The organism is Paenarthrobacter sp. AB444, assembly GCF_028736865.1.
Taxonomy (GTDB): domain Bacteria; phylum Actinomycetota; class Actinomycetes; order Actinomycetales; family Micrococcaceae; genus Arthrobacter; species Arthrobacter nicotinovorans_B.
Genome location: NZ_JAQZBY010000001.1, coordinates 553,086 through 577,463, shown reverse-complemented (window position 1 = coordinate 577,463; position 24,378 = coordinate 553,086). Strand labels below are relative to the sequence as shown.

General features: G+C 63.4%; 23 protein-coding genes and 7 tRNA genes. 9 read left to right on the top strand and 21 right to left on the bottom strand.

From position 1 onward, the window contains the following. Positions 1–4 precede the first annotated feature (4 nt). On the top strand, positions 5–982 hold the full coding sequence (locus PQ627_RS02650) for an aldo/keto reductase (protein WP_274258235.1): 978 nt from the start codon (positions 5–7) through the stop codon (positions 980–982). Positions 983–1,110: 128 nt separating this feature from the next. On the opposite strand, the gene PQ627_RS02645 is transcribed toward PQ627_RS02650, so the two are convergent. The 9 genes from PQ627_RS02645 to PQ627_RS02605 all read right to left on the bottom strand — a co-directional run bounded on the left by PQ627_RS02645 (position 1,111) and on the right by PQ627_RS02605 (position 11,163). Beyond that, on the bottom strand, positions 1,111–3,255 hold the full coding sequence (locus PQ627_RS02645) for a 3-hydroxyacyl-CoA dehydrogenase NAD-binding domain-containing protein (protein ID WP_274258234.1): 2,145 nt from the start codon (positions 3,253–3,255) through the stop codon (positions 1,111–1,113). Beyond that, the gene (locus PQ627_RS02640; RefSeq protein WP_274258233.1) at positions 3,252–4,526 is read right to left on the bottom strand and encodes a thiolase family protein; all 1,275 of its coding nucleotides are present in this window, start codon (positions 4,524–4,526) and stop codon (positions 3,252–3,254) included. The genes PQ627_RS02645 and PQ627_RS02640 overlap by 4 nt, the downstream gene beginning before the upstream one ends. Before the next feature lie 196 nt (positions 4,527–4,722). Continuing rightward, positions 4,723–6,045 (bottom strand): HRDC domain-containing protein, encoded by a 1,323-nt coding sequence (locus tag PQ627_RS02635; RefSeq protein ID WP_274258232.1) that lies wholly within the window; start codon positions 6,043–6,045, stop codon positions 4,723–4,725. A gap of 80 nt (positions 6,046–6,125) precedes the next feature. Beyond that, entirely contained in the window at positions 6,126–6,782 is a 657-nt protein-coding gene (locus PQ627_RS02630) for a DUF3000 domain-containing protein (RefSeq protein WP_274258231.1), read from the bottom strand. 71 nt (positions 6,783–6,853) lie between these two features. After that, a complete protein-coding gene (locus PQ627_RS02625) occupies positions 6,854–7,927 on the bottom strand; it encodes a threonine aldolase family protein (RefSeq protein ID WP_144662624.1) in 1,074 nt (357 codons plus the stop codon). Between the two features lie 43 nt (positions 7,928–7,970). Continuing rightward, entirely contained in the window at positions 7,971–8,696 is a 726-nt protein-coding gene (locus tag PQ627_RS02620) for an SDR family oxidoreductase (protein WP_274258230.1), read from the bottom strand. Further along, on the bottom strand, positions 8,696–10,063 hold the full coding sequence (locus PQ627_RS02615; protein WP_274258229.1) for a DUF6421 family protein: 1,368 nt from the start codon (positions 10,061–10,063) through the stop codon (positions 8,696–8,698). Before PQ627_RS02615 ends, PQ627_RS02620 begins: the two co-directional genes overlap by 1 nt. A 153-nt stretch (positions 10,064–10,216) precedes the next feature. Further along, complete coding sequence (gene msrB / locus PQ627_RS02610; RefSeq protein WP_144662502.1) at positions 10,217–10,657, bottom strand: peptide-methionine (R)-S-oxide reductase MsrB; 441 nt, start codon at positions 10,655–10,657, stop codon at positions 10,217–10,219. Positions 10,658–10,671: 14 nt separating this feature from the next. Beyond that, complete coding sequence (locus tag PQ627_RS02605) at positions 10,672–11,163, bottom strand: hypothetical protein (protein WP_144662501.1); 492 nt, start codon at positions 11,161–11,163, stop codon at positions 10,672–10,674. 120 nt (positions 11,164–11,283) lie between these two features. Here PQ627_RS02605 and PQ627_RS02600 point away from each other — a divergent pair, with 120 nt between their 5' ends. Further along, a complete protein-coding gene (locus PQ627_RS02600; RefSeq protein ID WP_274258228.1) occupies positions 11,284–12,561 on the top strand; it encodes an alpha/beta hydrolase family protein in 1,278 nt (425 codons plus the stop codon). Positions 12,562–12,563: 2 nt separating this feature from the next. On the opposite strand, the gene ybaK is transcribed toward PQ627_RS02600, so the two are convergent. From ybaK to PQ627_RS02585, 3 genes are read right to left on the bottom strand one after another with little or no spacing between them, the layout of a single operon-like run. Further along, complete coding sequence (gene ybaK, locus PQ627_RS02595; RefSeq protein ID WP_274258227.1) at positions 12,564–13,061, bottom strand: Cys-tRNA(Pro) deacylase; 498 nt, start codon at positions 13,059–13,061, stop codon at positions 12,564–12,566. Between the two features lie 18 nt (positions 13,062–13,079). Beyond that, positions 13,080–13,538, bottom strand: coding sequence for a SufE family protein (locus PQ627_RS02590; protein WP_274258226.1), 459 nt, complete (start codon positions 13,536–13,538; stop codon positions 13,080–13,082). A gap of 37 nt (positions 13,539–13,575) precedes the next feature. Next, positions 13,576–14,502 (bottom strand): sulfurtransferase, encoded by a 927-nt coding sequence (locus PQ627_RS02585; protein ID WP_274258225.1) that lies wholly within the window; start codon positions 14,500–14,502, stop codon positions 13,576–13,578. Positions 14,503–14,709: 207 nt separating this feature from the next. Between PQ627_RS02585 and zapE the strand changes: the two genes are divergently transcribed. Continuing rightward, a complete protein-coding gene (zapE, locus tag PQ627_RS02580; protein WP_274258333.1) occupies positions 14,710–15,750 on the top strand; it encodes a cell division protein ZapE in 1,041 nt (346 codons plus the stop codon). Between the two features lies 1 nt (position 15,751). On the opposite strand, the gene PQ627_RS02575 is transcribed toward zapE, so the two are convergent. The 9 genes from PQ627_RS02575 to PQ627_RS02535 form a co-directional block, all read right to left on the bottom strand. Next, a complete protein-coding gene (locus tag PQ627_RS02575; protein ID WP_274258224.1) occupies positions 15,752–16,969 on the bottom strand; it encodes a benzoate/H(+) symporter BenE family transporter in 1,218 nt (405 codons plus the stop codon). Between the two features lie 121 nt (positions 16,970–17,090). Beyond that, a complete protein-coding gene (locus PQ627_RS02570; protein WP_144662495.1) occupies positions 17,091–17,324 on the bottom strand; it encodes an antitoxin in 234 nt (77 codons plus the stop codon). A gap of 94 nt (positions 17,325–17,418) precedes the next feature. Next, positions 17,419–18,873, bottom strand: coding sequence for an amino acid permease (locus tag PQ627_RS02565; RefSeq protein WP_274258223.1), 1,455 nt, complete (start codon positions 18,871–18,873; stop codon positions 17,419–17,421). 176 nt (positions 18,874–19,049) lie between these two features. Next, positions 19,050–19,125: transfer RNA gene (locus PQ627_RS02560), tRNA-Gly, on the bottom strand. Positions 19,126–19,181: 56 nt separating this feature from the next. After that, positions 19,182–19,256: transfer RNA gene (locus PQ627_RS02555), tRNA-Val, on the bottom strand. Positions 19,257–19,280: 24 nt separating this feature from the next. Further along, positions 19,281–19,353, bottom strand: a tRNA-Gly gene (locus PQ627_RS02550). Between the two features lie 56 nt (positions 19,354–19,409). Then, a tRNA-Val gene (locus PQ627_RS02545) sits at positions 19,410–19,484 on the bottom strand. A 38-nt stretch (positions 19,485–19,522) separates the two neighbouring features. Next, a tRNA-Cys gene (locus PQ627_RS02540) sits at positions 19,523–19,593 on the bottom strand. A 46-nt stretch (positions 19,594–19,639) separates the two neighbouring features. After that, positions 19,640–19,712 (bottom strand) — tRNA-Gly (locus PQ627_RS02535). Between the two features lie 249 nt (positions 19,713–19,961). Between PQ627_RS02535 and PQ627_RS02530 the strand changes: the two genes are divergently transcribed. The 6 genes from PQ627_RS02530 to PQ627_RS02505 all read left to right on the top strand — a co-directional run bounded on the left by PQ627_RS02530 (position 19,962) and on the right by PQ627_RS02505 (position 24,376). After that, positions 19,962–20,036, top strand: a tRNA-Val gene (locus PQ627_RS02530). A gap of 125 nt (positions 20,037–20,161) precedes the next feature. Beyond that, the gene (locus PQ627_RS02525) at positions 20,162–20,326 is read left to right on the top strand and encodes a hypothetical protein (protein WP_186313455.1); all 165 of its coding nucleotides are present in this window, start codon (positions 20,162–20,164) and stop codon (positions 20,324–20,326) included. Between the two features lie 12 nt (positions 20,327–20,338). Next, complete coding sequence (locus tag PQ627_RS02520; RefSeq protein ID WP_274258222.1) at positions 20,339–21,259, top strand: cytochrome; 921 nt, start codon at positions 20,339–20,341, stop codon at positions 21,257–21,259. 50 nt (positions 21,260–21,309) lie between these two features. Next, complete coding sequence (def, locus tag PQ627_RS02515) at positions 21,310–21,882, top strand: peptide deformylase (RefSeq protein WP_274258221.1); 573 nt, start codon at positions 21,310–21,312, stop codon at positions 21,880–21,882. Next, on the top strand, positions 21,879–22,799 hold the full coding sequence (fmt, locus tag PQ627_RS02510; RefSeq protein ID WP_274258220.1) for a methionyl-tRNA formyltransferase: 921 nt from the start codon (positions 21,879–21,881) through the stop codon (positions 22,797–22,799). Before def ends, fmt begins: the two co-directional genes overlap by 4 nt. After that, complete coding sequence (locus PQ627_RS02505; RefSeq protein WP_274258219.1) at positions 22,796–24,376, top strand: RsmB/NOP family class I SAM-dependent RNA methyltransferase; 1,581 nt, start codon at positions 22,796–22,798, stop codon at positions 24,374–24,376. Before fmt ends, PQ627_RS02505 begins: the two co-directional genes overlap by 4 nt. The last annotated feature ends 2 nt before the right edge of the window (positions 24,377–24,378 follow it).

Here is a 24,378-nt window from a genome sequence, read left to right as displayed (position 1 = left end):
GCTCATGACTGAATACCGACGCCTTGGCCATTCCGGACTGACCGTTTCAGCTGTGGGGCTGGGCTGCAACAATCTGGGACGTGCCAATACGCCCACTGAGTCCCAGGAAGGCACCAACGCGGTTGTGCACGCCGCCGTCGAAGCCGGGGTGACCTTCTTCGACGTCGCGGATGTCTACGGACGTGAGCCGGGACTCAGCGAAACGATGCTCGGCAGAGCGCTCAAGGGGCGCCGGGACGACGTCGTTATCGGCACCAAGTTCGGCATGGACATGCGCGGGGTGAACGGAAACGATTTCGATGCCCGGGGTTCGCGCCGGTACATCGTGAAAGCAGTTGAAGCATCCCTGCGCCGCCTGGACACGGAATGGATCGACCTCTACCAATTCCACACACCGGATCCGCGCACACCGATCGACGAGACTCTTGCCGCCCTTGACGACCTGGTATCCAGCGGCAAGGTCCGGTACATCGGGCACTCCAACTTTGCCGGTTGGCAGATCGCCCAGGCTGAATACGTGGGACGTCAATCCGGTGGTGTGCGCTTCGTTTCGACGCAGAACCACTACAACCTGCTGGACCGCCGTGCTGAACTCGAGGTTCTTCCGGCAGCAGAGGCCTTCTCCTTGGGAGTGCTTCCCTATTTCCCCCTTGCCAATGGCCTGCTGACCGGCAAGTATTCCGCTGGCAAAGCTCCGGAAGGTTCGCGGTTGAGCCACACACGCACCAACCTGGTTCACGACGCCGATTGGGACCAGTTGGGCCGTTTCGGCCAGTTCGCCAAGGAGCGGGGCATCACCGAACTGCAACTGGCATTCTCCTGGCTGGCGGCCCAAACCGGAGTCAGCAGCGTCATTGCCGGTGCGACCCGTCCGGAGCAGATCCGCGAGAATGCTGAAGCTGTCTGCTGGGTTCCTACCCAGGAGGACCGGGAGGAACTGGACAACATCTTCCCGAGGTCACCCAAGGTGGCGCTTTTCTAGCCCTCTCTCACATCCCGCCCCTTTTGATGCGTCCCTCTCTCACGTAAAAACACAAAAACCGGATCGCTCTCTCACCAAGGTGAGAGAGCGATCCGGTTTATGCCGCGGGATGTGAGAGAGCGTGTGATCTAGGCCGGGGCGGACGCTATCCCCGGGGCCAGGAACCGCTTGCCGTTGACGCGTTCGGAGGCGCCAACGCGGTCCAGGTACGGGGTGATCCCGCCCAGGAACATCGGCCAGCCGGCACCCATGATGACGCAAAGGTCGATGTCCTCGGGGCCGGCAACGACGCCTTCTTCGAGCATGAGGCCGATTTCCTCGGCCAGGGCATCCTGGGTGCGGCGAAGGACTTCGGCGCCCGTGGAAGGGGTGTTGCCGAACGACATTATGGCCAGCGTTTCGTCGGGTATGACGGGCTGCCCATCAGGCCCTGGTACCCACAAAGACTTCACGCCGTTGTCGATCAACTTTTGCAGGTTCTGTGACACCGGGAAACGGTCGCCGAACGCTGCGTGCAGGGACTCTTGAACGTGCTGGGCCACCGGCAGTCCCACCATGGCGCTGAGCGTAAACGGTGACATGGGCAGGCCCATTGGACGCAAAGCAGTGTCGGCGACCTCCGCCGGGGTGCCTTCGTCAAAGGCTGCGATGACCTCTCCCATGAGACGCAAGAGGATTCGGTTAACCACAAAAGCGGCCGCGTCCTTGACCAGTACCGCTGTTTTTTTGAGTCCCTTGGCCAGTTCGAAGGCGGTGGCCAGGACGGCGTCGTCGGTCTTTGGAGCCTTCACGATCTCCAGCAGGGGCATGACCGCTACTGGGTTGAAGAAGTGGAAGCCCACCAGCCGTTCGGGGTGCTTCAAGTCCTCAGCCATGGCCGTGACGGACAGCGATGACGTGTTTGTCGCCAGTATGCAGTCGGGAGAGACGATTTCCTCAACTTCGGCGAAAACCTGCTTCTTGATGTGCAGTTCTTCGAAAACAGCCTCGATGACGAAATCGGCGTCGGCAAAGGCAGCCTTGGAGACAGAACCCGTGACCAGCGCCTTGGTCCTGTTGGCGGCGTCCGGCTTGATCCGCTTCTTGGCCAGCATCTTGTCCACTTCGGCGTGGACGTACGCTACGCCCTTGTCCACGCGTGCTTGGTCGATGTCGGTCATGACCACGGGCACCTTGAGCTGACGGGCGAACAGCAAGGCGAGCTGGCTGGCCATCAGCCCCGCGCCGACGACGCCGATCTTGGTCACCGGGCGTGCAAGTTTACGGTCCGGAGCTCCGGCAGGACGCTTGGATCGTTTCTGTACGAGGTCCAGGAAGGCGTACACGGTGGAGCGGAATTCGTCGGTCTGCATGAGCCCGGCCAGGGTTTCGCATTCGAGTTCCGCTGATTCCTGCTGCGTCATGGTCCGGTTGGCTTCCATCACGTCCAGCACCTTCGCCGGCGCGGGTGAGGCGTTGGAGGTCTTGGCCTCGACAAACTCCCGGCCTGCCGCCACCGCTGCTGCCCAGCGGGTGGCCACAGTGTCGTCAGAGGCGTCCACCGCGTTCCTGCGCTCGGGTGTGACATCGCCGGAAATCACGCGTGCGGCCCATGCCAGGGACTGTTCCACGAAGTCCGCGGGCTCGAAGATGGCATCGGCTATCCCCAGCTCGTAGGCCTGCGGTCCGGTGAGCGTCCGGTTGTTGCTGAGCGGGTTTTCGATCATCACCTTGACCGCGTTTTCCGGACCGATGAGGCGCGGCAGGATATAGACCCCGCCCCAGCCCGGCACCAGGCCGATGAAGGCCTCGGGGAGTGCCAAGGCGCCGGCACCGGTGGAAACAGTCCTGTACGTGGATTGAAGGGCGATCTCCAGCCCGCCGCCGAGCGCCAAACCATTGATGAAGGCGAAGCTGGGCACCCCGAGGTTGGCCAACGTGCTGTAGACGGCATGGCCGAGCTGGGCCATCCAGAGCCCGTGCTCGCGCTCCTTGAGCGTCTTCACGGCGGAAAGGTCGGCACCTGCGACAAGGAAGTAGGGCTTGCCGGTGACACCGACGCCGACAATTTCGCCGCGCGCGGCCCGCTCCTTGAGGCCCTCCAGGACGTTGCCCAGTTCAACCAGGGTGTTCGGCCCCAGTGTGGTGGGCTTGGAATGGTCCAGGCCGTTGTCGAGCGTAATGAGGGCAAAAGTTCCCACCCCGCCTGGGAGCTGGATGTCCTGGACGTAGGAGTGCGTGACAACCTCGTCGGGGAACAGTGCTGCGAGCTTCTGGAATTCGGCGGCGCTCATGCGGCGGCTCCTTCGGTGGTGGTGGCGGCAGTGGCCGGCTCGGGGAGTGAAGCTTGGTAATCGGCGTGGTGTGGGTTTTCCCAAATGACGGTCGCGCCCATGCCGAGACCGATGCACATGGTGGTGATGCCATAGCGGACCGACGGGTCTTCTTCGAACTGCCGCGCGAGCTGGTTCATCAGCCGGACGCCCGAGGAAGCCAGCGGATGACCTACGGCGATCGCCCCGCCGTAGCGGTTGACGCGGGGGTCGTCGTCGGGAATGCCGAAGTGGTCCAGGAAGCTGAGCACTTGGACGGCGAAGGCTTCGTTGATCTCGAACAGCCCAATATCATCAATGCCGAGGCCGGCGTTCTTCAGTGCCTTCTCGGTGGCCGGGACCGGTCCGATGCCCATGACTTCAGGCTCGACGCCTGCGAAGGCGTAGGAGACCAGGCGCATCTTGACGGGCAGCCCAAGTTCTTCTGCGGCCTCTGCGGACGCAAGTACGGCGGCGGTGGCGCCGTCGTTCAACCCCGCGGCATTGCCTGCAGTGACCCGGCCGTGGGCGCGGAAAGGGGTGCGCAATCCGGCAAGGTCGTCCACCGTGGTGCCGGGGCGTGGCGGCTCGTCGGTAGTGTTCAGGGTCCAGCCCTGACCCGGCTTCATGGTGGCCACGGGTACGAGGTCCTGCTGGATCTGCTCGTTGGCATAGGCGGCGGCCAGCTTGGCTTGGGATGCCGCGGCGTAGGCGTCCGTGCGCTCTTTGGTGATCGCGGGGAAGCGGTCATGCAGGTTCTCAGCCGTATTGCCCATGTTCAAGGCTGCGGGATCCACCAGTCGTTCGGACATGAAGCGCGGATTGGGGTCCGCGCCTGCGCCCATGGGGTGGTTGCCCATGTGCTCCACGCCGCCTGCAATGACGACGTCGTAGGCGCCGAAGCCGATGCCGCTCGCCGTCGTCGTTACTGCCGTCATGGCACCTGCGCACATGCGGTCGATGGCGAACCCGGGGACCGAACGGGGGAGGCCGGCCAGGAGGGCCGCTGTGCGGCCGATCGTCAGGCCCTGGTCTCCGGTCTGAGTGGTAGCCGCGATGGCTACTTCGTCGACGCGGTCGGCAGGAAGCGAAGGGTTGCGTCTCATGAGCTCGCGGATGCATTTCACCACCAGGTCATCGGCGCGGGTGCCCGCGTAGATGCCTTTGTCGCCGGCTTTGCCAAAGGGCGTGCGGACGCCGTCCACGAAGACGACGTCACGGACGTTCCGCTGGGCATTGCGTGTTGGACTCATGTAATAACTCCTCGTTGAGACATGGCACCGTTGTCCGCTGGGCGGGCTTCGGTTGGCATTACTGCAATGTTACTCGTGAGTAACTTAGGGTGCAAGGGCCGTGGAGGCTGGAGCCCAGTGCCTGCGGGAACGAAAAGGGCCCGCCGCTTGAACGCGTGTTCGTGCGGCGGGCCCTGCAGGGACTGCAATTTCCTGATTACTGTTCTTTGGCTTTTGATTCCTTGGCCGGCAGCGGTTTGGGGTTCAGGCATGCCTCGGTCAGTATCGGGGCGGCGAGGGAGATCCGCCATTCCCTTGCACCGAGGGTGCGCAGTTCATCGGAGATCGAAGCCAGCGACACATCAGCCGGCGGCCGCCAGGCAACTCTCCGGAGGTAGTCCGGGGTGAGGAGGTTTTCCACGGGCAAGTTGAGCTCGTCGGCCTTCGCCTGGAGGGCGGGACGTGCCGTCGCCAGGCGTGCTGCTGCTTCGGGGTCGCGGTCCGCCCACACGCGCGGGGGCGGCGGGGCATTCGTGGGCAGGTGCAGTGGCGGCAGATCCGTCATGCTCCTGGCCGTCGTGATGCATCGCAGCCAGCGTGGAGCCTCGCGCTGGGCGCTCCTCCCATGGAATCCCTTGGTCGCAAGGAGCTGGGGGACGGTGGTGGGCATGGCTTTGGCGGCGGCAACGAGTGCCGAATCGGGGATGAGCCGGCCGGGGGCCACATCCCGTTTGCGGGCCAGCTGGTCGCGTTCGAGCCACAGTTCCCTGACGGCGGCCAGCTGCCTGCGGTCCCGGATCTGGTGGAGGCCCGAGGTCTTCCGCCATGGATCCACCCGCGGTGCCGGAATGCCTGCGGCAAGGATGCCCGCGAACTCCTGTTCGGCGTACTCCAGTTTGCCGTCGGCTTCGAGCAACTCGATGAGTTCCTCGCGCAGCTCGGCAAGGACCTCGACGTCGAGCGCTGCGTAGCGAAGCCAAGGTTCCGGGAGTGGCCGGGTGGACCAGTCAGCGGCGGAGTGTTCTTTGGCGAGACCGAAACCGAGCAGTTGCTCGATGACGGCCGCCAGCCCGACACGGGGGAGCCCTGCGAGCCTGGCAGCGAGTTCGGTATCGAAAAGCTTGTCAGGCCACATGCCCAGTTCCGACAGGCAAGGCAAGTCCTGGGTGGCTGCGTGCAGGATCCATTCAACTCCCCGGAGGGCATCATTGATGATGTCGAGGTTGTCGAACGGTTCGGGGTCGATCAACCAGGTTCCGGCGCCTTCCCGCCGGATCTGCACCAGGAAGGCGCGCTGGCCATAGCGGAATCCGGAAGCCCGCTCCGCGTCTACTCCGGCGGGTCCTGTACCGGCAGCGATGGCGGCGGCGCATCGTTCCAGGCCGCCCATGGTGTCGATGACCAGGGGGACCCCTTCACGTGGGGTGTCGAGGTCGATCACTTCGGGGACGTGGCTGTCGAAGCCGTCTACCTTGATATGGGTGGTGGTATCAGCAGCCGGATCGCCGGCTGTGGTGTTTTCCAGGTTTTCAGGGGTCATGGTGGCTTAAGCTTACCGATTCGTCCCCTTCCGGGACGCTTTTGCGTTCCGGAGCGCAGCCATCGGCAGGTGCCGGGTGGTCAATTGAGCCTCCTGTTGGGCAGGCCTGTGACCCCTGGCGGCAGGGGCGGGAGCCCCGCGAAGGTGCAGACCATGTCGGACCAGGCTTCGAGGTGGGATTGAACGTCGGCGCTGGACGGCGTCCACGAAGCGCGGAGTTCGATGTCGATGGTGTCGGGACGCTCGGCCAAGGTCCCAAAGCTTTCGGACAGAATCCTGGTAGCTGTTCCACCTGCTGCCTTGTAGGGGGCCGAGCGGTGTTCCAAGGCTTCCACGAGCCAGGTCCAGGCCACGGAGCCAAGCATGGAATCATTGCCCATCTCGGCATCCATTTGGGCCCGGATGTAGGTGACGATCCTGAACTCGCCCTCCCACACGGCCGATCCCTCAGGGTCGTAGAGGAGGATAAACCGTCCCGTGGCCAGTTCGTCTTCTTCTTCACTGGACGGGCTGTTGCCTTGGCTTTTGGCGAAGGCCTTGGCGGCCGGCCCGTGGACGGGTACCTGTCGCGTGGCGGCGGTCGGGCTGAAGACTTCCGCACCCAGGGCCACTGCATAGGGTGCCAAGCGTGCGGGGGCGGGGATTTCATCAAGCCGCAATTCGCTGCGGCACTGTGCTTTTCGAAGCGTTCCCAAGGCGAAGAGAAAGTCCGGGGGAACCTGTGCGAGGGCGTTCACATTGGCAGATTATGTGTCCGGGGCGGTGATCCCGTGAAGGCTCGCCGCCCCGGACGACCGGGGTGCCGGCGTTACGCCAGCTCGTGCTTGATTGCCGCGACGAAGGTGTCGATGTCCTCTTCGGTGGTGTCGAAGGAGCACATCCAACGGACTTCGCGCCGGGCAGCGTCCCAATCATAGAAGGCGAAGGACTTCCTGAGGCGGTCGGCGACACCCTCCGGCAGGATGGCGAAGACGCCGTTTGACTGGGTCGCCTGGGTGGGTTCGACGCCGTCGATCGCCTCAACGGCGCTGCGCAGCCGGGTGGCCATGGCGTTGGCGTGGGCGGCTGAACGCAGCCACAGCCCATCGTCGAGCAAGGCAATGAACTGCGCGGAAATGAAGCGCATCTTGGACGCCAGTTGCATGTTCATTTTGCGGAGGAACTTCAGTCCGTCAGCCGCTTCGGGGTTGAGGGCTACCACCACCTCGCCAAAGAGCAGGCCGTTCTTGGTCCCGCCAAAGGAGAGGATGTCCACGCCGGCGTCACGCGTGAATGCACGCAGGGGTACGTCGAGGTGGGCGGCGGCATTGGCCAGCCGTGCGCCGTCCATGTGGAGTTTCATGCCCTTGGAGTGGGCGTGGTCGGCTATGGCACGTACTTCTTCGGGCGTGTAGCAGGTGCCCAGCTCGGTCGTCTGGGTGATGGAAACAACCAGGGGCTGCGCGCGGTGCTCATCTCCCCAGCCCCAGGCTTCGCGGTCGATGAGGTCCGGGGTCAGTTTCCCGTCCTCGGTGGGGACCTGCAGGAGCTTGATCCCGCCGACGCGCTCCGGAGCCCCGTTTTCGTCCATGTTGATATGCGCGGTGGACGCGCAGATCACTGCACCCCACCGGGGCAGGAGCGACTGCAACGCCAGGACGTTGGCGCCGGTGCCGTTGAATACGGGGAAGGATTCAATGCCTTCGCCGAACTGCTGCTCCAGGACGGCCTGCAACCGGGCCGTGTACACGTCCTCGCCGTAGGAGACCTGGTGTCCGCCATTGGCGGCGGCCAAGGCCGCGAGGATCTCCGGGTGGACGCCGGAGTAGTTGTCCGAAGCGAAACCCCGGATCGCGGGGTTGTGCAGCTGGCCGGCCTCGGAAGCCTGGATCCCGCTGGGCATTGCCTCTGTTGTGCTTGTCACTTGTTCGTTCACGCTTTCAAGTCTATTTGGCCAGCAGGATCCGCTGGCCGTTCAGGGTGGAGGCTGGTTGGTCGAAAAGGCCGACGACGGCCGCTGCGAGTTCTTCGACGTCGGTATGTCCGGGGAACCGCCGTCCGGGATGGGCGCGACTCATGGACTCATCCACCAGCGCCTTGACCACCAGGATCACAGCTGCGCTGTGCTGTCCGCTGGGGTCTCCCTCAGGGGACTGCGTTCGACGGAAGCCGTCCGCGACCGCCAATGTCCACGCCTCGGCAGCAGCTTTCGCGGCGGCGTAGCTGGCAGCTGCGGCCGTTGGGCTGGCGACTGCGGTTGAGGACACCATGGCGAAACGGCCCTGGCGGGAAGCTTCAAGCTGGCCGTAAAAGACCCTGGATACGTTGCGCAGCGTTGTTACGGCACTGCGCTCAAGTGCCTCCCAGTCCGCATCTGTTTGGTCCTCGATGCCTGTAGCCCCACGCCAGCCGCCGACGAGGTGGATCACTCCGTCGACGCCCCCAACACCGTGGTCCGTCATCGTCGCCGCCAGCCCGCGCACGGACTCCAGGCTGCCGAGATCGCACACCAGGGGAGTCACGCCGTCGCCGGCCTCCCTGGCTGCCGCCTCAATCCGGGCCTGGTCTGAACCGACAGTCAGGACACGGTGGCCGGCGCTGGACAAGGCCCGGGCGACAGCCACGCCTGAAGCGCTGCTGCCGCCCGTAACCAGAACTGTCAGTGGGGACATCAGGCCGCCGTGGCGCCCGTGATGCCCGTGGTGGATTCGATGACAGGACGCATCTTCTTCTCCAGGGCTTCGTAGAACATGGACAGGGGGAACTCGTCGTCCAGGACCTGGTCGGTGAGCCCGCGGGGAGCCCCGTCCAGGGGCAGCGCGTCCGGACCCTTGGCCCAGACCGAAGCCGGGTGCGGAGTCACGGTGCTCGAGATCAGCTCGTAGGCGGCCAGCCAGTGCGCAGCCTTGGGACGATCAATGGAACGCCAGTATAGTTCTTCGATTTTGGCACCGAGCTCAACCACGACGGCGGCGGCCTCGTCCCAGTCGATCGAGAGTTTGCTGTCGGTCCAGTGGAGTACGTGGTGCTGGTGCATCCAGGCGAACAGCAGCTGGCCGCCCAGGCCGTCGTAGTTGCGGACCCGGTTGCCCGTGATGGCGAAGCGGAAGATGCGATCGAAGATCACCGCGTACTGGACAAGCTTTGCGTGCTTGCGGGCATCGGGGTCGGCGTTCTCGTCCTTCTCGATGAGTACGGATTCGCGGAAGGCGGTCAGATCGCAGCGCAGTTCCTCCAGGGAGTAGAGGAAGAACGGCATCCGCTGCTTGATCATGAACGGGTCGAAGGGAAGGTCTCCGCGCATGTGGGTGCGGTCGTGGATCAGGTCCCACATGACGAACGTACGCTGCGTGAGCTCCTGGTCGTCGATCAGCTGCGCGGCATCCTCGGGCAACTCCAGGGAGGTGGTTTCGGCCGCGGCTTTCAGGACGCGACGGAAGCGGGCAGCCTCACGATCGGCAAAGATGGCACCCCACGTAAACGTTGGAGTCTCCCGAACGGCGACGGTCTCCGGGAAGAGCACGGCGGAGTTGGTGTCATAGCCGGGGGTGAAATCGATGAACCGGATGGGCACGAAGAGTTTGTTCGAGTAGTCGCCGGCTTCGAGTCCGTCGATGAATTCGGGCCAAATGACCTCGATCAGCACGGCTTCGACCAGTCGGTTGGTGCTGCCGTTCTGGGTGTACATGGGGAAGACGACCAGGTGCTGGAGGCCGTCAATGCGCTGCTTCTGCGGCTGGAATGCCTGAAGGGAGTCGAGGAAGTCCGGTACGCCGAAGCCACCCTCCACCCAACGCTTGAAATCGTCCACCAGGAGCGAGAGGTACTGGGCATCGTGCTCGAAAGCGGGCGCCAGGGCCGTGATGGCGTTGGTGATGGTGGCTACGAGGGATGCCGCGTCTGCGTGGGCAGCGGGATCGGCGATGGATCCGTCCTGCTCCTGGTAACCCTGGAGCGAGGTGGCTGCGGCCTTGAGGGCTACCCACTCGGCGTTGTCGGCGGTGACACGCGGCAGGGTGGCGGTGGCGATGGTGGTCATGGTGCTCGGCCCTTTCCGAAGTTGTTCTTGCTTCTGGGCCGAGCGTAGCAAGCGAAAAGCATCGCTAATTCAAAATCATAGTGAGCATAAGAAACTCTTGCTCATGGGCCCCGAACTTGGACCTTGAGATCCAGTTCGGGGCACACAGGCGCCCTAACCCTCGTCGGGGGTCACCAGCCGAAGCGAGATCGAGTTGATGCAGAAGCGCTGATCAGTGGGCGTGTCATAGCCTTCGCCTTCAAAGACGTGCCCCAAGTGGGAGTCGCAGTTGGCGCACCGAACCTCAATCCGGTCCATGCCCATGGTGCGGTCGTGGAGGTACCTGACAGTACCCTCGGCCAACGGTGCCCAGAAGGAGGGCCACCCGCAATGGGAATCAAACTTTTCCTTGCTGGTGAACAACTGGCTGCCACAGGCCCGGCACTGGTACACGCCTTCAGTGTGGGTGTCCCAGTACTCGCCCGTGTAAGGGCGTTCAGTGCCGGCCTGGCGCAGCACGCGGTATTCGTCGGGGGTCAGCTCCTCGCGCCATTGAGCGTCGCTCTTCTCCACGGGCACAGAAGATGTCTTGCTGATGTTCTCAGGAGTGTTCATGTCTTATGCAACGCTCACGAGTCGCCGATAAATCCCGAACCGGCGTACAGGTGCAGCACCGGGAGCCCCAACTGGTCCTGGGCCTTGTTGGCCCAGTCCGTATGAAACGTGTCGGCTATTGCATGTGGGCGGGTGATGACCACGGCCTGTGCCGCATCCACTTCCCGAACCTTCGCCACCAGGCCTGCCACGGCGCCGCCGTCGACGATTTCCCCCGTGACGCCGGCACCCAAGCCATCCAAGGCCGCCAGTGAGGTTGCCAACGCCTCGGCGGCTTCCGCCCGCTCCACGGCCGGATCCGGGGATTGCGCGGTCAGTTCCCTGAACGCCTTGGCCACATCTAGCAGCGACAAGTTCTCCAAAAAGTCCACCAACAGGTGGCGCTCAGTATTGGAGGGGACCAGCAGATACAACGGTGCGTCTCCGCCGTCGATCAATTTGGCGATGTTCACGCGGTCGTCGGGGCCAAGGGGCTCTTCAGTCAGGATGACTATGGGATCACTCATGGCTACAGCGTAGCCCCGGGGAACCGCCGTCCGCAGGGTTTCCCGGCACGATTCGGCCCTGCGATGCGGCACGCGGCACCGCCTGCGCCGGGTCCCGCCGGCTAACGGCAGAATGGAAACATGGCATCGATGACAAGGCCGGCGGCCGACGCTTCCGGGAAAACGCTGACCCCCCGCACCAAATGGGCCATCGCAGGCTTCCTCGCCGGCAGCACGATTGCAGGCCTCGTCGGTGCCGGCTCCTCGGCACTGGCGGTTTACTTCGCCCGTCGGGTCATCACGCCGGCAGCGCGCCATGAGGACCAGGAAGTCCTTGCCGTCATCACAGGAGACACGGGCCTGCAGGTCATCCTTGCCGCCACCCCCGACTCGACCATCGACGGCGTCTTCAGCCTCTTCTTCTCCGGCGGCAAGGGACACGCCCGGATAGGGCGGATCGTGTCCTACTCGCCCGCGGAACAAACCGTCCTCCGGGAAGTGGAGGAGGTCTACAGCGGCGACCTGACCGAAGCCCGGCGGGCTTGGTGGAGTGGCGCGGTTTATCCGGATCCTTCCGCGCTCGGCCTTGCGGCCGAGGACGTTGACATAGATGTCGACGGCGGGAAGGCACCTGCCTGGTTGATCCGCGCCAAGGCATCCACTCCGGCACCGACCTGGGCGATCATGGTGCACGGAAGGGGAGCCACGCGGCTTGAGGGACTCAGGGCCGTCCGCACCGCACGCGACCTGGGGCTGGACAGCTTGCTGATCTCCTACCGGAACGATGGTCTGGCGCCCTCTGCCCTGGATGGCCGTTATGGTCTGGGATCGACGGAATGGCGGGACGTGGAGGCCGCGATCGGTTACGCGCTGGACCAGGGAGCGCGTGAGGTAGTGCTCTTTGGTTGGTCCATGGGCGGCGCCATCAGCCTCCAGGCGGCGGACCTGTCCAAATACCGGCATGTCATCCGTGCCCTCGTCCTGGACGCGCCGGTGATCAATTGGGTCAATGTCATGGCACACCACGCGGAAATGAACAGGATCCCCTACAACGTAGGCCGCTACGGACAGCTGATGCTGGGCCATCCCTTGGGGCGCAGGCTGACCGGGCTCGCGGCGCCCGTGGACTTCAAGGCCATGGATTGGGAGAGCCGCGCAGTTGAATTGCGCACGCCTACTCTGCTGATCCATAGCGTGGACGACGACTACGTCCCCTTCGGCCCCTCGGCCAGCCTCGCGGAGAAAAACCCTGAGATGGTGACGTTCGAGCCGTTCCACGGTGCACGCCATACCAAGGAATGGAACGTTGATCCGGAGCGCTGGGAGCGACTGGTGCGTTCGTGGCTCCAAGGTCAACTCGCGCCACGGAAGAATCCAGGACAATCCGGCGACGCCGTTGCGGGGATGCCGACGGGCTGAGGTCAGCCGCTTCCTGTGCCGATCGGGCCGGTTGTCCCCTTGGTAAGCCGGAGCAGGTCTGCCGGGGCAAGCTCGATGTCCAAGCCCCGACGGCCCCCCGATACGAGGATGGTCTCGAAGCCAAGCGCCGACTCGTCCAGGACCGTGGGGGAGGGCTGGCGTTGCCCCAAAGGTGATATGCCGCCCAGCACGTAGCCTGTACGGCGTTCAGCGACTTGGGGATTTGCCATGGCGGCTTTCTTGGAGCCCAGGGCGGCAGCCGTGGCCTTCAAATCGAGGTTGCCGGACACCGGAACGATGGCTACGGCTAATTTTCCTTCCACCTCCACCATCAGCGTCTTAAAGACGCGTGCTGGTTCGATGCCCAGCACCTCCGCCGCTTCCATGCCGTAGCTGGCCGCAGCGGGATCGTGGGCATACGGGTGCAGGGTGAAGGGAACGCCGGCCGCAGCAAGTGCTGCTGTAGCCGGCGTTCCCTGTGAAGCCATTTTCCTTGCCATACCGTGTGGCAGTACCTTTCAGCGTTCCAAACGGCTCGCAGCCGCAACCTTCCGCTTGATCCGGCCAAGCATGGCCGTCATTCCCCGCATCCGCAGGGGAGTGATGGCCCTGGTCAACCCCAGGAGTTCGGGCATGTCGTCCGGTACCGCAAGAATTTCGCTCGCGGTCAATCCGTCCAGCCCTTCATGGAGAACCCCTGCGAACCCCCGCGTAGTGGGGGCTTCCGGAGGCGCTTTGAAGAACAGCCGGTAGGCGCGGTCGCCGTCGCCGTTCTTTTCGGACTCGATGGTCAGGAAAAGCGGTGACTGGCACTCGACAACCTGCTCCAGCAGTTCCGGGTGGTCGGTCAAACGCTCCGGAAGGTCCGGAAGGCCCCTGGAGAACTCCAAAAGGAGCTGAAGGCGCTCAGGTTCGGTCAACGCCTGGAAGTCGTCAACGATTTCCGCCAAGGCGGTAGGCAAAGTGTTCGTACTCATTACTTCCAGCTTACGCAAGGCGTTGGTTGCAGTGCTATTAGTTGCGGACCAGTGACGAAGGCACGGAACCCCGCTCGGCACCCTTGACGATGGGAACGCGGACGGCGTTGCCCCACTCGGTCCAGGAGCCGTCGTAGTTGCGTACGGTGTCAAAGCCCAGCAGGTACTTCAGCGCGAACCAGGTGTGGCTGGAACGCTCGCCGATGCGGCAGTACGCCACGACGTCGTCGCCCGGGGCCAGGCCTGCTTCACCCAGGTAGAGGGCTTCGAGCTCTTCGCGGCTGCGGTACGTTCCGTCTTCCGCGGCAGCGCGTGCCCACGGAACGGAGGCGGCTGTCGGAATGTGGCCGCCGCGGAGGGCGCCTTCTTCGGGGTAGGCAGGCATGTGGGTGCGCTGGCCCGTGTATTCCTCGGGGGAGCGGACATCGATCAGGGGGTTGCCCAGGTGCGCCAGGACGTCCTCCTTGAAGGCGCGGATGGGGGCGTCGTTGCGCTCGACCTCCGGGTAATCGCCGGCAGCGGGCTGGGAGACCTCGGTGGTCAGCTCGCGGCCCTCCGCGATCCACTTGTCCCGGCCGCCGTCGAGGAGACGGACGTCCTCGTGGCCGAACAACGTGAAGACCCACAGTGCATAGGCGGCCCACCAGTTGGACTTGTCGCCGTAGATCACCACGGTGCTGTCGCGAGAGATGCCCTTGGAAGCGGCGAGGGCAGCGAATGCCGCGCCATCGACATAGTCGCGGGTGACTTCATCGTTCAGGTCGGTGTGCCAGTCGATCTTGACGGCTCCCGGGATGTGCCCGGTCTCGTACAGAAGGACGTCTTCGTCGGACTCGACCAGCACCAAGTTGCCGTCGGCTACAGCGCCGTCAGCAAGGGCTGCCGCGAGCCACTCGGTGGAGACGAGTCGATCAGGGTTCGCGTAGGAAGCGAACTTTTCGTTTTGTTCAACGGGGTAGGACATGATGGCCTTTCACTGACAACGGACGGAGCCAGGCCGTTGAAGGTAGTGCACGTGCGGGCCCGGCTTGCCTCAACACTAACCACGGGCCGCGCGGATTGCTTCCGGCGTGGTCATACGGTGAAACATGGGCTTGGTCACGTGTCCGTTACCACAGCCTCCGTTGCCGGTATTCTTGCTGGGGACCCAATGCCGAAGGAACGGACCACCGTGGTAAAGATCGAACAACTGGCTGCCCGCACGCCGGCAGTCTCAGTGGAGGAACTCCTCAAGGGGTTCTACCCGTCTCCCCGCTTCGGAGAGGTGTCGTTCGACAGCTACCGGCCGGATCCCTCGCAGCCGAGCCAGGCCAATGCCGTGAAACTGCTCTCAGCATTCGCCGATGGCGTGGGCAATGGCGACAACGCGGGTCTGTTCAAGAAGCTGTTTGCCAAGAAAGCGCCGGCAACGAGGGCCGGAATCTACCTCGATGGCGGCTTCGGCGTGGGCAAAACCCACCTTCTGGCATCCCTGTGGCACAGGTCCCCGGGCCCCAAGGCCTTCGGAACCTTCGTGGAGTACACCAACCTGGTGGGCGCTTTGTCGTTCCGCAAAACGGTTGAAGCGCTCAGCAGCTACAAACTGGTGTGCATCGACGAGTTCGAATTGGATGATCCAGGCGACACCGTGCTGATGTCCCGCCTTATGCGCGAACTCGCCGACGCCGGCGTGAAGCTTGCTGCCACGTCCAACACCTTGCCCGGTTCATTGGGCGAAGGCCGCTTCGCCGCAGTCGACTTCCAGCGGGAAATCCAGGTCCTGGCTGACCAGTTCGATGTTGTCAGGATCGACGGCGAGGACTTCCGCCACCGTGGCCTGCCTGCGGCGCCCGCACCCCTCAAGACCGAAGAGCTGAAGCATCGGATGCGGGCCGAGTTCGACGGAAAGACCGTCGCCGTGGATGATTTCCGGACCTTGGTCAACCACCTCGCAGCGGTGCACCCCAGCCGGTACCGCCAGCTCATCTCCGGCATCGAAGCAGTGGTGTGGAGCGACGTCGAAACCATTACGGAACAGGCTGTTGCGCTGCGGTTCGTTGTGCTGGCCGACCGGCTGTATGACAAAGACGTGCCCATCTTGGCCAGTGGTGTTCCCTTCGACAAGCTGTTCACCGAAGAGATGATGACGGGCGGCTACATGAAGAAGTACTTCCGTGCCGTTTCGCGCTTGACGGCACTGGCCCGAGAGGCCCAGAACCACGAGCCTGCCTGAGTCAGGCCCTGGTCAAGGGCTCGCGGCTCTTCAACACCCAGCGGATGGCAATCCCGCCCGCCAGCGCCCAGAACGCCGCCCCGATACCGGCGAATGCGATCCCGGAGGCGGCCAGCAGGAACGTGACGCAGGCCGGAATCCGCTCTTCGGCGACGGCAAGTGCGGAGGAGACCGAGGACGCCAGGGTTCCAAGCAGGGCGAGGCCGGCGACTGCTTCCAGAAGTCCCGCGGGCGCTGCCGCGACCACGGTCACGAGGGCTGCTGAAACTGCTGCCAGCAGCAGATAGGCCACGCCGGATACGAAAGCGGCGATCCAACGCCGCTTCTGGTCCTTGCCTGCTTCCTCTCCCGCGGCAAGGGCGGCGCTCAATGCGGCCAGGTTGATGGCGTGCCCGCCAAAGGGCGCTCCGACAATGGTCCCAGCCCCGGTGACGAGCATTGATGGCCGCCATGGGGTTGTGTAGCCAAAGGACTTCAGGACAGCGACGCCAGGGATGTTTTGCGACGCCATGGTGACGATGAACAAAGGCAGTGCCAAGCCGATGCCGGCTTCCACCGAGAAGGCGGGCGTGGTCCACTCCAGGCGGGGCACCAGGCTCTCTGCGGGGATCTGGACACCGGAGGAGGCAATATGGACGCCAATGACGGCAAGCGCCACCAGCAGCGAGGCCGGAACGGACCAGCGCGGGGCAAATTTCATCAGGACGATCCAGCACAGGATCACGGGGGCAACCAACAGAGGTGACGAGCCCAGTGACTTGAAGGGTGCCAGGCACAAGGGGAGCAGGACACCGGCAAGCATGGCCTGCGCCAAGGCGGTTGGGATCTTTGCCATCAACCTTCCCAGCACTGGCAGCAACCCCGTGAGGACAATGAGCACCCCCACGATCAGGAAGGCTCCCACGGCGGCCGGCCATCCGCCGTCGACTGTTCCCGCAGTGGCGAGCAGCGCGGCGCCGGGGGTGGACCACGCGAGCGTCACGGGCATTTTGCTGCGCCAGGACAGCCACAGGATGCCAAGGCCGAAAGTGAGGGTCAGCGCCAGCAAGCCGCTGGACGCCTGGGCCTGATTGGCACCTACGGCCTGCAGCCCGGCCAATACGACAGCGAATGACGACGTGAATCCCACCAGTGCAGTGACAACCCCGGCACTGATTTGGGGGCCCAGCGTCTCTTTCGTGGTTTTGCTGCGGGTGGTCGTGGAAGTGGCGGAAGGCATAGTGTCCAAAGTACCTGACCTGCAAGCCATGCCAATTTTTGGTTAAACGCCAAGGGCACCGGTGGCGCCTCTCGGCGGGACCGGTGCCCCCTTGACGTATCTGGTACGGCGGCTCAGGCAGCTACGGCTGCTTAGGCTCACCCGCGACGGGAGCCTGACCAGGCTCGCCATCGTTCTTGGCCACGAAGTCGGAAGCGGCGTTCTGCACTGCGTCGACCTGACTTGCGAACTTGCCGCCCGTCTTTTGGTCAACGAAGTCTCCGGCCTTTTCGATGCCATTCTTGATGGCTTCTTCGTTGCCTTGAATGAGACCCTGAGCCTTGCCCTTCAGGTCGTCAATTAAACCCACGGGCACCTCCCTTCCATCGCGGAGCCAGTTCGCTCCTCCGCGTCCGACCCTAACACCAGTTTCCTGAGGTGCCAAGGTTGCAGACGCTACCTGTGAATAACTACGCCAATGGCTTACTGGCCAGCTTGTGCCGCGGGCTGTCAGGGTTCATCAGGGAGTGCCTGCGGCCGTAGGCGAAATAGATCACCAGGCCAATGACAAGCCAAACTCCGAACCGCAGCCAGGTTTCCCAGTGCAGCTGGAACATCAGGAAAGCCGATGCCAGTACGCCGAAGGCGGGAACCAGAGGCATCAGCGGGAGGCGGAAGGTCCGGGGCGCATTGGGTTTGGTGTATCGGAACACAATCACGGACACACAAACCACGACGAAGGCTGCCAGGATGCCGATGTTGGTCAGGTCGGCGACCTCCTTGATGGGGAAGACGCCGGCAAGGAAGGCTGAGGCGATGCCGGCGATCCAGGTGACGCGTTGGGGCGTGCCGTGGCGGTCGGTCTTGGCGAACCAGCCAGGGAGCAGCCCGTCGCGGCTCATGGAGAACCATACCCGGGTAACACCCAGGAGGAACGTCAGCATGACGGTCAGGATGGACAGCACGGCGAACACCGAGATGATGGTGGCAATGACGGGCAGTCCGACACCAGTGAACGCGGAGGCAAAACCGGCAGTCGGGTTGATGTCCTTGTAGTTCTGCATGCCGGTCAACACGAGCGTGGCGGCAACGTAGAGCAGCATGGCGATGATCAGCGACAAGATGATGGCCTTGGGCATGTGCTTCTTGCCCTCCTTGGCCTCTTCCGCTGCGGTGCTCATGGCGTCATAGCCAAAGACGGCGAAGAAGACCGTCGCGGCACCAGCGACCACGGGACCGAAACCGCTGGGCATGAACGGGTTGTAGTTCTCGGTGTTCACGTAGAAGATGCCAAGCCCGATGATGAACAGGATCAGGATGACCTTGATGGCGACGGCCACCAGTTCGAACCGGCCGAACGCCTTTGTTCCACGGCTCAGAATCCATGTGACCAGGAGGCACACGAGGATTGCGGGGAGGTTGATGATGCCGCCTTTGCCCTCATCGACCGTGGACGTCATCCAGGTGGGCATATGGATGCCGATGCCCGAAAGGAAGGCGTCGAAGTAGCCGGAGATGCCGATTGCGACGACGGCGACGATGGCGATGTATTCGAGCAGCAGGTCCCAGCCGATGAACCAGCCGATGATTTCACCAAGGGCGACGTAGCCATAGGTGTATGCCGATCCGGCCCGGGGAATCATTCCGGCGAATTCTGCGTACGACAATGCCGCCGCTCCGGAGGCCAAGCCGGCGATCAGGAAGGAAATGAGGACTGCCGGGCCAACACCCGGGTTGCCTTCGCTGCCGTGGGCCACCAAGCCGGCCAGGGAAAAGATGCCGACGCCGATGATTCCACCGACGCCAATGGCCGTCAGCTGCCAAAGGCCGAGACTCTTGAAAAGTCCGCTGTGTTTGCTTTCTTCTTCGATATCGTCAATGGGCTTGCGCCTCAGGACGGACTTTGAAGCCGTCTGTACATTCATGGGGGTACTCCTGCCGGTGGGCGTGGAACGGTGATGAGCTCGCAGTACATTATGCGAGGGGAATCACATTAGATAAAGCGACTTCTTCTGAGGGGTATCAGTTACTTCTCCTGATGAATTGGGGAACAGTAGAAAAAGGGCACAAAAAAAGCAGCTCCTGGGAGCTGCTTTCTTTTTGGAGCGGACGACGAGATTCGAACTCGCGACATCCACCTTGGCAAGGTGGTGCTCTACCAGCTGAGCTACGTTCGCACATGCTGCCTGCCGGAGTGGTTCCGACGTTCAACAACAAACAAGTTGCCTTGTTCTGGTGGGCGATACTGGGATCGAACCAGTGACCTCTTCCGTGTCAGGGAAGCGCGCTACCGCTGCGCCAATCGCCCGTTACCGGGTCCTTCAATGAGGAGAGCGGACGACGAGATTCGAACTCGCGACATCCACCTTGGCAAGGTGGTGCTCTACCAGCTGAGCTACGTCCGCACATGCTGCCCATCGAAATGATTCCGACGTTCAACAACAAACAAGTTGCCTTGTTCTGGTGGGCGATACTGGGATCGAACCAGTGACCTCTTCCGTGTCAGGGAAGCGCGCTACCGCTGCGCCAATCGCCCATGCATCCAGCCAAAGCTGGAAGACATGGTTTTCACCGAGGTGGGTACGGGATTCGAACCCGTGTATACGGCTTTGCAGGCCGCTGCCTCGCCTCTCGGCCAACCCACCGTGTAAGCAGGATTCCGGGGAATTCTTGCCTTGACAGTGCCTTGCGAGCGGACGACGAGATTCGAACTCGCGACATCCACCTTGGCAAGGTGGTGCTCTACCAGCTGAGCTACGTCCGCAGTGCGGTTCCAACGGGCTGCCCTGCAGGCATTCCGTCGCTTTCCGACGAGTAAAAACTCTATAGGAGGTTCCTGCATTCTCCAAATCGGTTCCCCGCAGGTGGTTGCGGAACCGCTTGGATCCTTGAGTTGACGCGGAATTGGGGGAGTTTCACGGCTGTAATTCCATTGATGTAGTTCGCAGCTTTCCGGAACGTGGCGTCCCGTTTTGCAATCCGGCCGGGGTCCGTTAGTGTTTTCTATGCACCCGGGCGATTGGCGCAGTGGTAGCGCGCTTCGTTCACACCGAAGAGGTCACTGGTTCGAACCCAGTATCGCCCACCACCGGGAACCCCGTTTGGACTGTTTGCGACAGTCCAGGCGGGGTTTTTTCATGCAGTTTGTGCTCGTCCCAAGGACTGGAGATGCTTTCTCCGTCACGAATCCCGGCCGGGACACACACTTCCTACGTGCGTGGAGAAGAAGAAGAGCGGCCCGGTACCTTGCCGGAATCGTCGTTGCCGTTGGGCGAACTGGCACAGACGGCCCCCATCCTTGCTGGAAAGTTGGCCCGCCTGGCGCCGGAACAGCTCGCAATGATCTTCGCCTTGGAGAATTCTGTCGGCCCTCTATGACACAGTCTTTATATGACTGCTCCACTGCTTGCCCACGCTACTGACTACGGCCGAATGTATGCCCGGTCCACCACAGAGCAATTCTCCGTGCCATCCATCACCACAGTGATCGGGCAACAGGCCCACGCCCTGGACGGTTGGTTCAGCTACATGGGCGCCAGCAGTCTGGCCTCGGATCCGGAGCTTCCTGCGATTCTTGGAAGTCCCGCACGGGTACGGCAAGCCGTCAACAAGGCTTCCAAGGCAGCTGAGCTATACCGGGACACAGCCGCTGCCCGCGGCGATCGTGTGCACACTTATTGCGAGCAGGTTGCCTTGCGGGCCCTGGGGCGCCCGCACCGGATGCAGGAATGCAGGGAAGAATTGGCAGCCAACGGCGAGCAGGCCTTCGCTGCCCGGTTTGATGAGTGGTGGGAGCTGTACCGGGTCGAGCCCTTGGCACCTGAAATCACTGTGTGGAACAACACGGTGGGATACGCGGGAACCTTGGATCTGGTGGCGAAGATCAACGGGCGAATTTGCCTTATCGACTACAAGACCAAAGGCACCACGCGTGATGGAACCGTGAAAGCCCTTGATGACAAAGTGGTCATGCAACTCACGGCCGGGATGAAGGCCGAGGAAAGCCTGGTGGATCCCGTCTCAGGTGAATGGGAGCCGTGGAGGTACGGAGACAACCCCATGCTCCTGGCCGTTGCGATTGGAGAAACGGAGGTTAGGCCCATGCGCGCCAATCCCGAGATCCTCAAGCACCACTGGTGGAAGTTCTGCGCTCTTCGACGGGTGTGGGAGATGTCGGCGGATGTCACTGCTGCCGGACAAGCGCTGCTTCCCGTGGCCCCGCCGGTGTTCGCTGCAGCCGGTCCTGCGCAAGTGAACAGCGTGGGCGCCGTGGCCTCAACGAACGCCATGGCCTCAACTAAACTGGCTTAGGCCCCGCAACACACGGGCCTAGGTTTGACGATCGTGAGGACAGGCAACGCATGGCAATTATGAGTATCCGAATCATCGGGGATCCGGTGCTGCGCACCGTGGCTGACCCTGTCACCGACTTCGGTCCGGAGCTCGCCAAGCTGGTCGCCGACATGACAGAAACCATGGAGGATGTCGAAGGCGCTGGCCTCGCAGCTCCCCAGGTAGGGGTCAGCCTGCGGGTCTTTACCTACCGCATCGGGGGAGTGGAAGGCCACATCATCAATCCCGTTCTGGAAAACAGCGAGGATTTCCAACCCGACGAAGTAGAGGGCTGCCTCTCCATCCCCGGCCTGGGCTTCCCCGTGCGCCGCTACCGCACCACCCGGGCAACAGGCGTGGACTTGAACGGGAACCCCGTCTCCGTCGAAGCCGAAGGCATGTTGGCCCGTTGCTTCCAGCATGAAACAGATCACCTTGACGGAGTGCTGTACACCGATAGGCTCGAAGGCGAGGACCGCAAGGCCGCCTTGCGTGCCATCCGCAACGCCAACTACCACGCCATCACGGAACAAACCACCTCCAAGCGCGCCAACACGGTAGGGTCCAGCTTCGGCGGCGGCAGTTTTGGAGTTCCCGAGTGAGGGTGCTCTTTGCAGGCACCCCCGCCGTTGCGGTCCCGTCGTTGGACGCCTTGGTTAAGGCCGGTTTCGACGTCGTCGCTGTCCTGACCCGTCCGGACGCTCCCTTGGGACGCAAGCGCGTCATGACGCCATCCCCGGTGGCGGCGAGGGCAGAAGAGTTGGGCATCGACATCATCCGGGCAGCCAAGGTCGACGCCGACACCACAGCACGCATTGCGGACTACGCACCTGATGTGGCCGCCATCGTGGCGTACGGAGGAATAGTGCCCCGGCCGGCTTTGGATGTTCCCAAGCACGGTTGGGTCAATCTCCACTTTTCCCTGCTTCCAGCCTGGCGCGGGGCTGCTCCCGTCCAACGCTCGCTGATGGCAGGTGATGACATCACCGGAGCCGTGACGTTCCAACTGGAGGAAGGCCTGGACACAGGGCCGGTTTTCGGAACCCTGACTGAGGCCGTCAGTCCGGAAGACACGGCCGGCGATCTGCTGGAGCGGCTCTCTTTCAGCGGGGCAGTCCTTCTGAGCCAGACACTCTCCGCCATCGATGCGGGGCAAGCATCGCCGCAGCCCCAAACCGGGGAAGTCTCGCTCGCGCCGAAACTCAGCCTCGATGACGGACGCCTGGACTGGCAAAAGCCCGCGTTGGCCTTGACTCGCCAGGCCCGCGGCGTCACCCCCGAGCCGGGTGCGTGGACGACTTTGGATGGGCAGCGGGTCAAGTTGGAATCCGTAGGGCTGAGGCCGGAAGTCAATGACCTGGCACCGGGCGCAATCCGCATGGATGGCAAAGTTGTCCTGGTGGGAACCGGCTCCCATGCAATTGAACTGGGCCGGATCCAGCCGGCCGGCAAGAAGATGATGTCGTCGGCTGATTGGGCCCGCGGCCTGGCAGCACCCGAGAGAGTGGTATTCGAATGAGCGAGTCCGGCCGCCGAGGCCCGAACAACAGCGGCAGCCGGGACGGCGGCGGGAACGGTAACCGAGGGGAAGGCAACCGTGGGCAGGGTCACCGTGGGGCCGGGGGCGGAAGCCGCCGCAACGCCCAGGGCAGGGAGCGGAACCGGGGACCCCAGCGGGGCTTTACCAACAATGCCCCCTCGCAGAGGACACGCCGGGCGGACCCCGCGCGATTGGTCGCCTTTGAGGTACTCCGCGCTGTCGCTTCCGAGGACGCCTATGCCAACCTCGTCCTCCCTGCCAGGATCCGGGAGCACCGCTTGGACCGGCGCGATGCCGGGTTCGCCACGGAATTGAGCTACGGCGCCCTCCGTGGCCAAGGCACCTATGACGCCATTCTGGCCCGCTGCGTGGACCGGCCCCTGAATCAGCTGGATCCGGCGATTCTAGATGCGCTCCGGATCGGCGCACACCAGCTTTTGTCGATGCGTGTTCCTGCGCATGCTGCCTTGGACCAGACTGTTGGTCTGGCAAGGGCAGTCATCGGAGCCGGCCCGTCAGCCCTCATCAACGCTGTACTCCGCAAGGTCACCGCCCACACCATGGACCAGTGGCTGAACATCCTGCTGGACCACGAAACGGACGAGACCAAAATCGCCGCCCTGCGCCATGCCCACCCGGAATGGATCGTCCGCGCACTCCGTCAATCACTGGTGAACCATGGGCGTCCCAAGAGCGAGATCGATGCCCTGCTGGAAGCGGACAATGCCGCACCGGTGGTGAACCTTGTGGCTTTGCCTGGACTGGGCGACCTCGACGAGGCGTTCGACAACGGTGCGACACCCGGTGAGCTGGTGGAAGGATCGGCCCTTTCCGCCGGCGGCGACCTTGGTCGCTTCGAATCGGTCCGGCGCGGCACAACCCGTGTCCAGGATGTCGGCTCCCAGCTTGTGGCACGTGCGTTGGCCGGTGTTGACCTGGGAGAGCGTCCCGCACGGGGTGAGAAGTGGCTGGACCTTTGTGCCGGTCCTGGCGGCAAGGCGGCGCTCCTGGCGGCCATGGCTCATCGCGATGGCGCAACCCTCCTGGCGAACGAGCCTGCACCACACCGTGCCAAGCTTGTTCAACAGGCGCTCTCCGCTGTCCCGGAAGAAGCTTGGACCGTGCGGACAGGTGATGGACGCGAAGTGGGCAACGAGCACCGCGAATCGTTCGACCGTGTCCTGGTAGATGTACCTTGCAGTGGCCTGGGCGCGCTGCGCAGGAGGCCGGAGTCGCGCTGGCGGCGTTCACCCAAGGACATTGGAGACCTCGGCCCGCTCCAGCGCGAACTCCTGAATTCCGCCATTGACGCGGTCAAGCCCGGCGGTGTGGTGGCCTACGTGACGTGTTCGCCCCATCCGGCGGAGACCACGGCCGTGGTCAGCGATGTCCTGGGCAAGCGGGCGGACCTCGAACTGCTCGACTCCGGGCAGGCACTGGACCACGTCAGCCTTACGGGCAACCTTGGGGCAGGACATGAACACACTGCCCAGCTGTGGCCGCACATCCACCAAACAGATGCCATGTTCATGGCCATCATCCGCAAGAAGCCGTAGCT

Bases quoted from the DNA above. Each gene is read 5' to 3' on its own strand.
- PQ627_RS02520 (WP_274258222.1), top strand. From the start codon at position 20,339: ATGACTGCTCCACTGCTTGCCCACGCTACTGACTACGGCCGAATGTAT.
- ybaK (WP_274258227.1), bottom strand. From the start codon at position 13,061: ATGGCAAGGAAAATGGCTTCACAGGGAACGCCGGCTACAGCAGCACTT.
- PQ627_RS02600 (WP_274258228.1), top strand. From the start codon at position 11,284: ATGGCATCGATGACAAGGCCGGCGGCCGACGCTTCCGGGAAAACGCTG.
- PQ627_RS02565 (WP_274258223.1), bottom strand. From the start codon at position 18,873: ATGAATGTACAGACGGCTTCAAAGTCCGTCCTGAGGCGCAAGCCCATT.
- PQ627_RS02650 (WP_274258235.1), top strand. From the start codon at position 5: ATGACTGAATACCGACGCCTTGGCCATTCCGGACTGACCGTTTCAGCT.
- PQ627_RS02635 (WP_274258232.1), bottom strand. From the start codon at position 6,045: ATGACCCCTGAAAACCTGGAAAACACCACAGCCGGCGATCCGGCTGCT.
- PQ627_RS02575 (WP_274258224.1), bottom strand. From the start codon at position 16,969: ATGCCTTCCGCCACTTCCACGACCACCCGCAGCAAAACCACGAAAGAG.
- PQ627_RS02615 (WP_274258229.1), bottom strand. From the start codon at position 10,063: ATGACCACCATCGCCACCGCCACCCTGCCGCGTGTCACCGCCGACAAC.
- PQ627_RS02640 (WP_274258233.1), bottom strand. From the start codon at position 4,526: ATGAGTCCAACACGCAATGCCCAGCGGAACGTCCGTGACGTCGTCTTC.
- PQ627_RS02585 (WP_274258225.1), bottom strand. From the start codon at position 14,502: ATGTCCTACCCCGTTGAACAAAACGAAAAGTTCGCTTCCTACGCGAAC.
- PQ627_RS02620 (WP_274258230.1), bottom strand. From the start codon at position 8,696: ATGTCCCCACTGACAGTTCTGGTTACGGGCGGCAGCAGCGCTTCAGGC.
- PQ627_RS02590 (WP_274258226.1), bottom strand. From the start codon at position 13,538: ATGAGTACGAACACTTTGCCTACCGCCTTGGCGGAAATCGTTGACGAC.
- def (WP_274258221.1), top strand. From the start codon at position 21,310: ATGGCAATTATGAGTATCCGAATCATCGGGGATCCGGTGCTGCGCACC.
- msrB (WP_144662502.1), bottom strand. From the start codon at position 10,657: ATGAACACTCCTGAGAACATCAGCAAGACATCTTCTGTGCCCGTGGAG.
- PQ627_RS02505 (WP_274258219.1), top strand. From the start codon at position 22,796: ATGAGCGAGTCCGGCCGCCGAGGCCCGAACAACAGCGGCAGCCGGGAC.
- PQ627_RS02625 (WP_144662624.1), bottom strand. From the start codon at position 7,927: ATGCCCAGCGGGATCCAGGCTTCCGAGGCCGGCCAGCTGCACAACCCC.
- PQ627_RS02645 (WP_274258234.1), bottom strand. From the start codon at position 3,255: ATGAGCGCCGCCGAATTCCAGAAGCTCGCAGCACTGTTCCCCGACGAG.
- PQ627_RS02605 (WP_144662501.1), bottom strand. From the start codon at position 11,163: ATGAGTGATCCCATAGTCATCCTGACTGAAGAGCCCCTTGGCCCCGAC.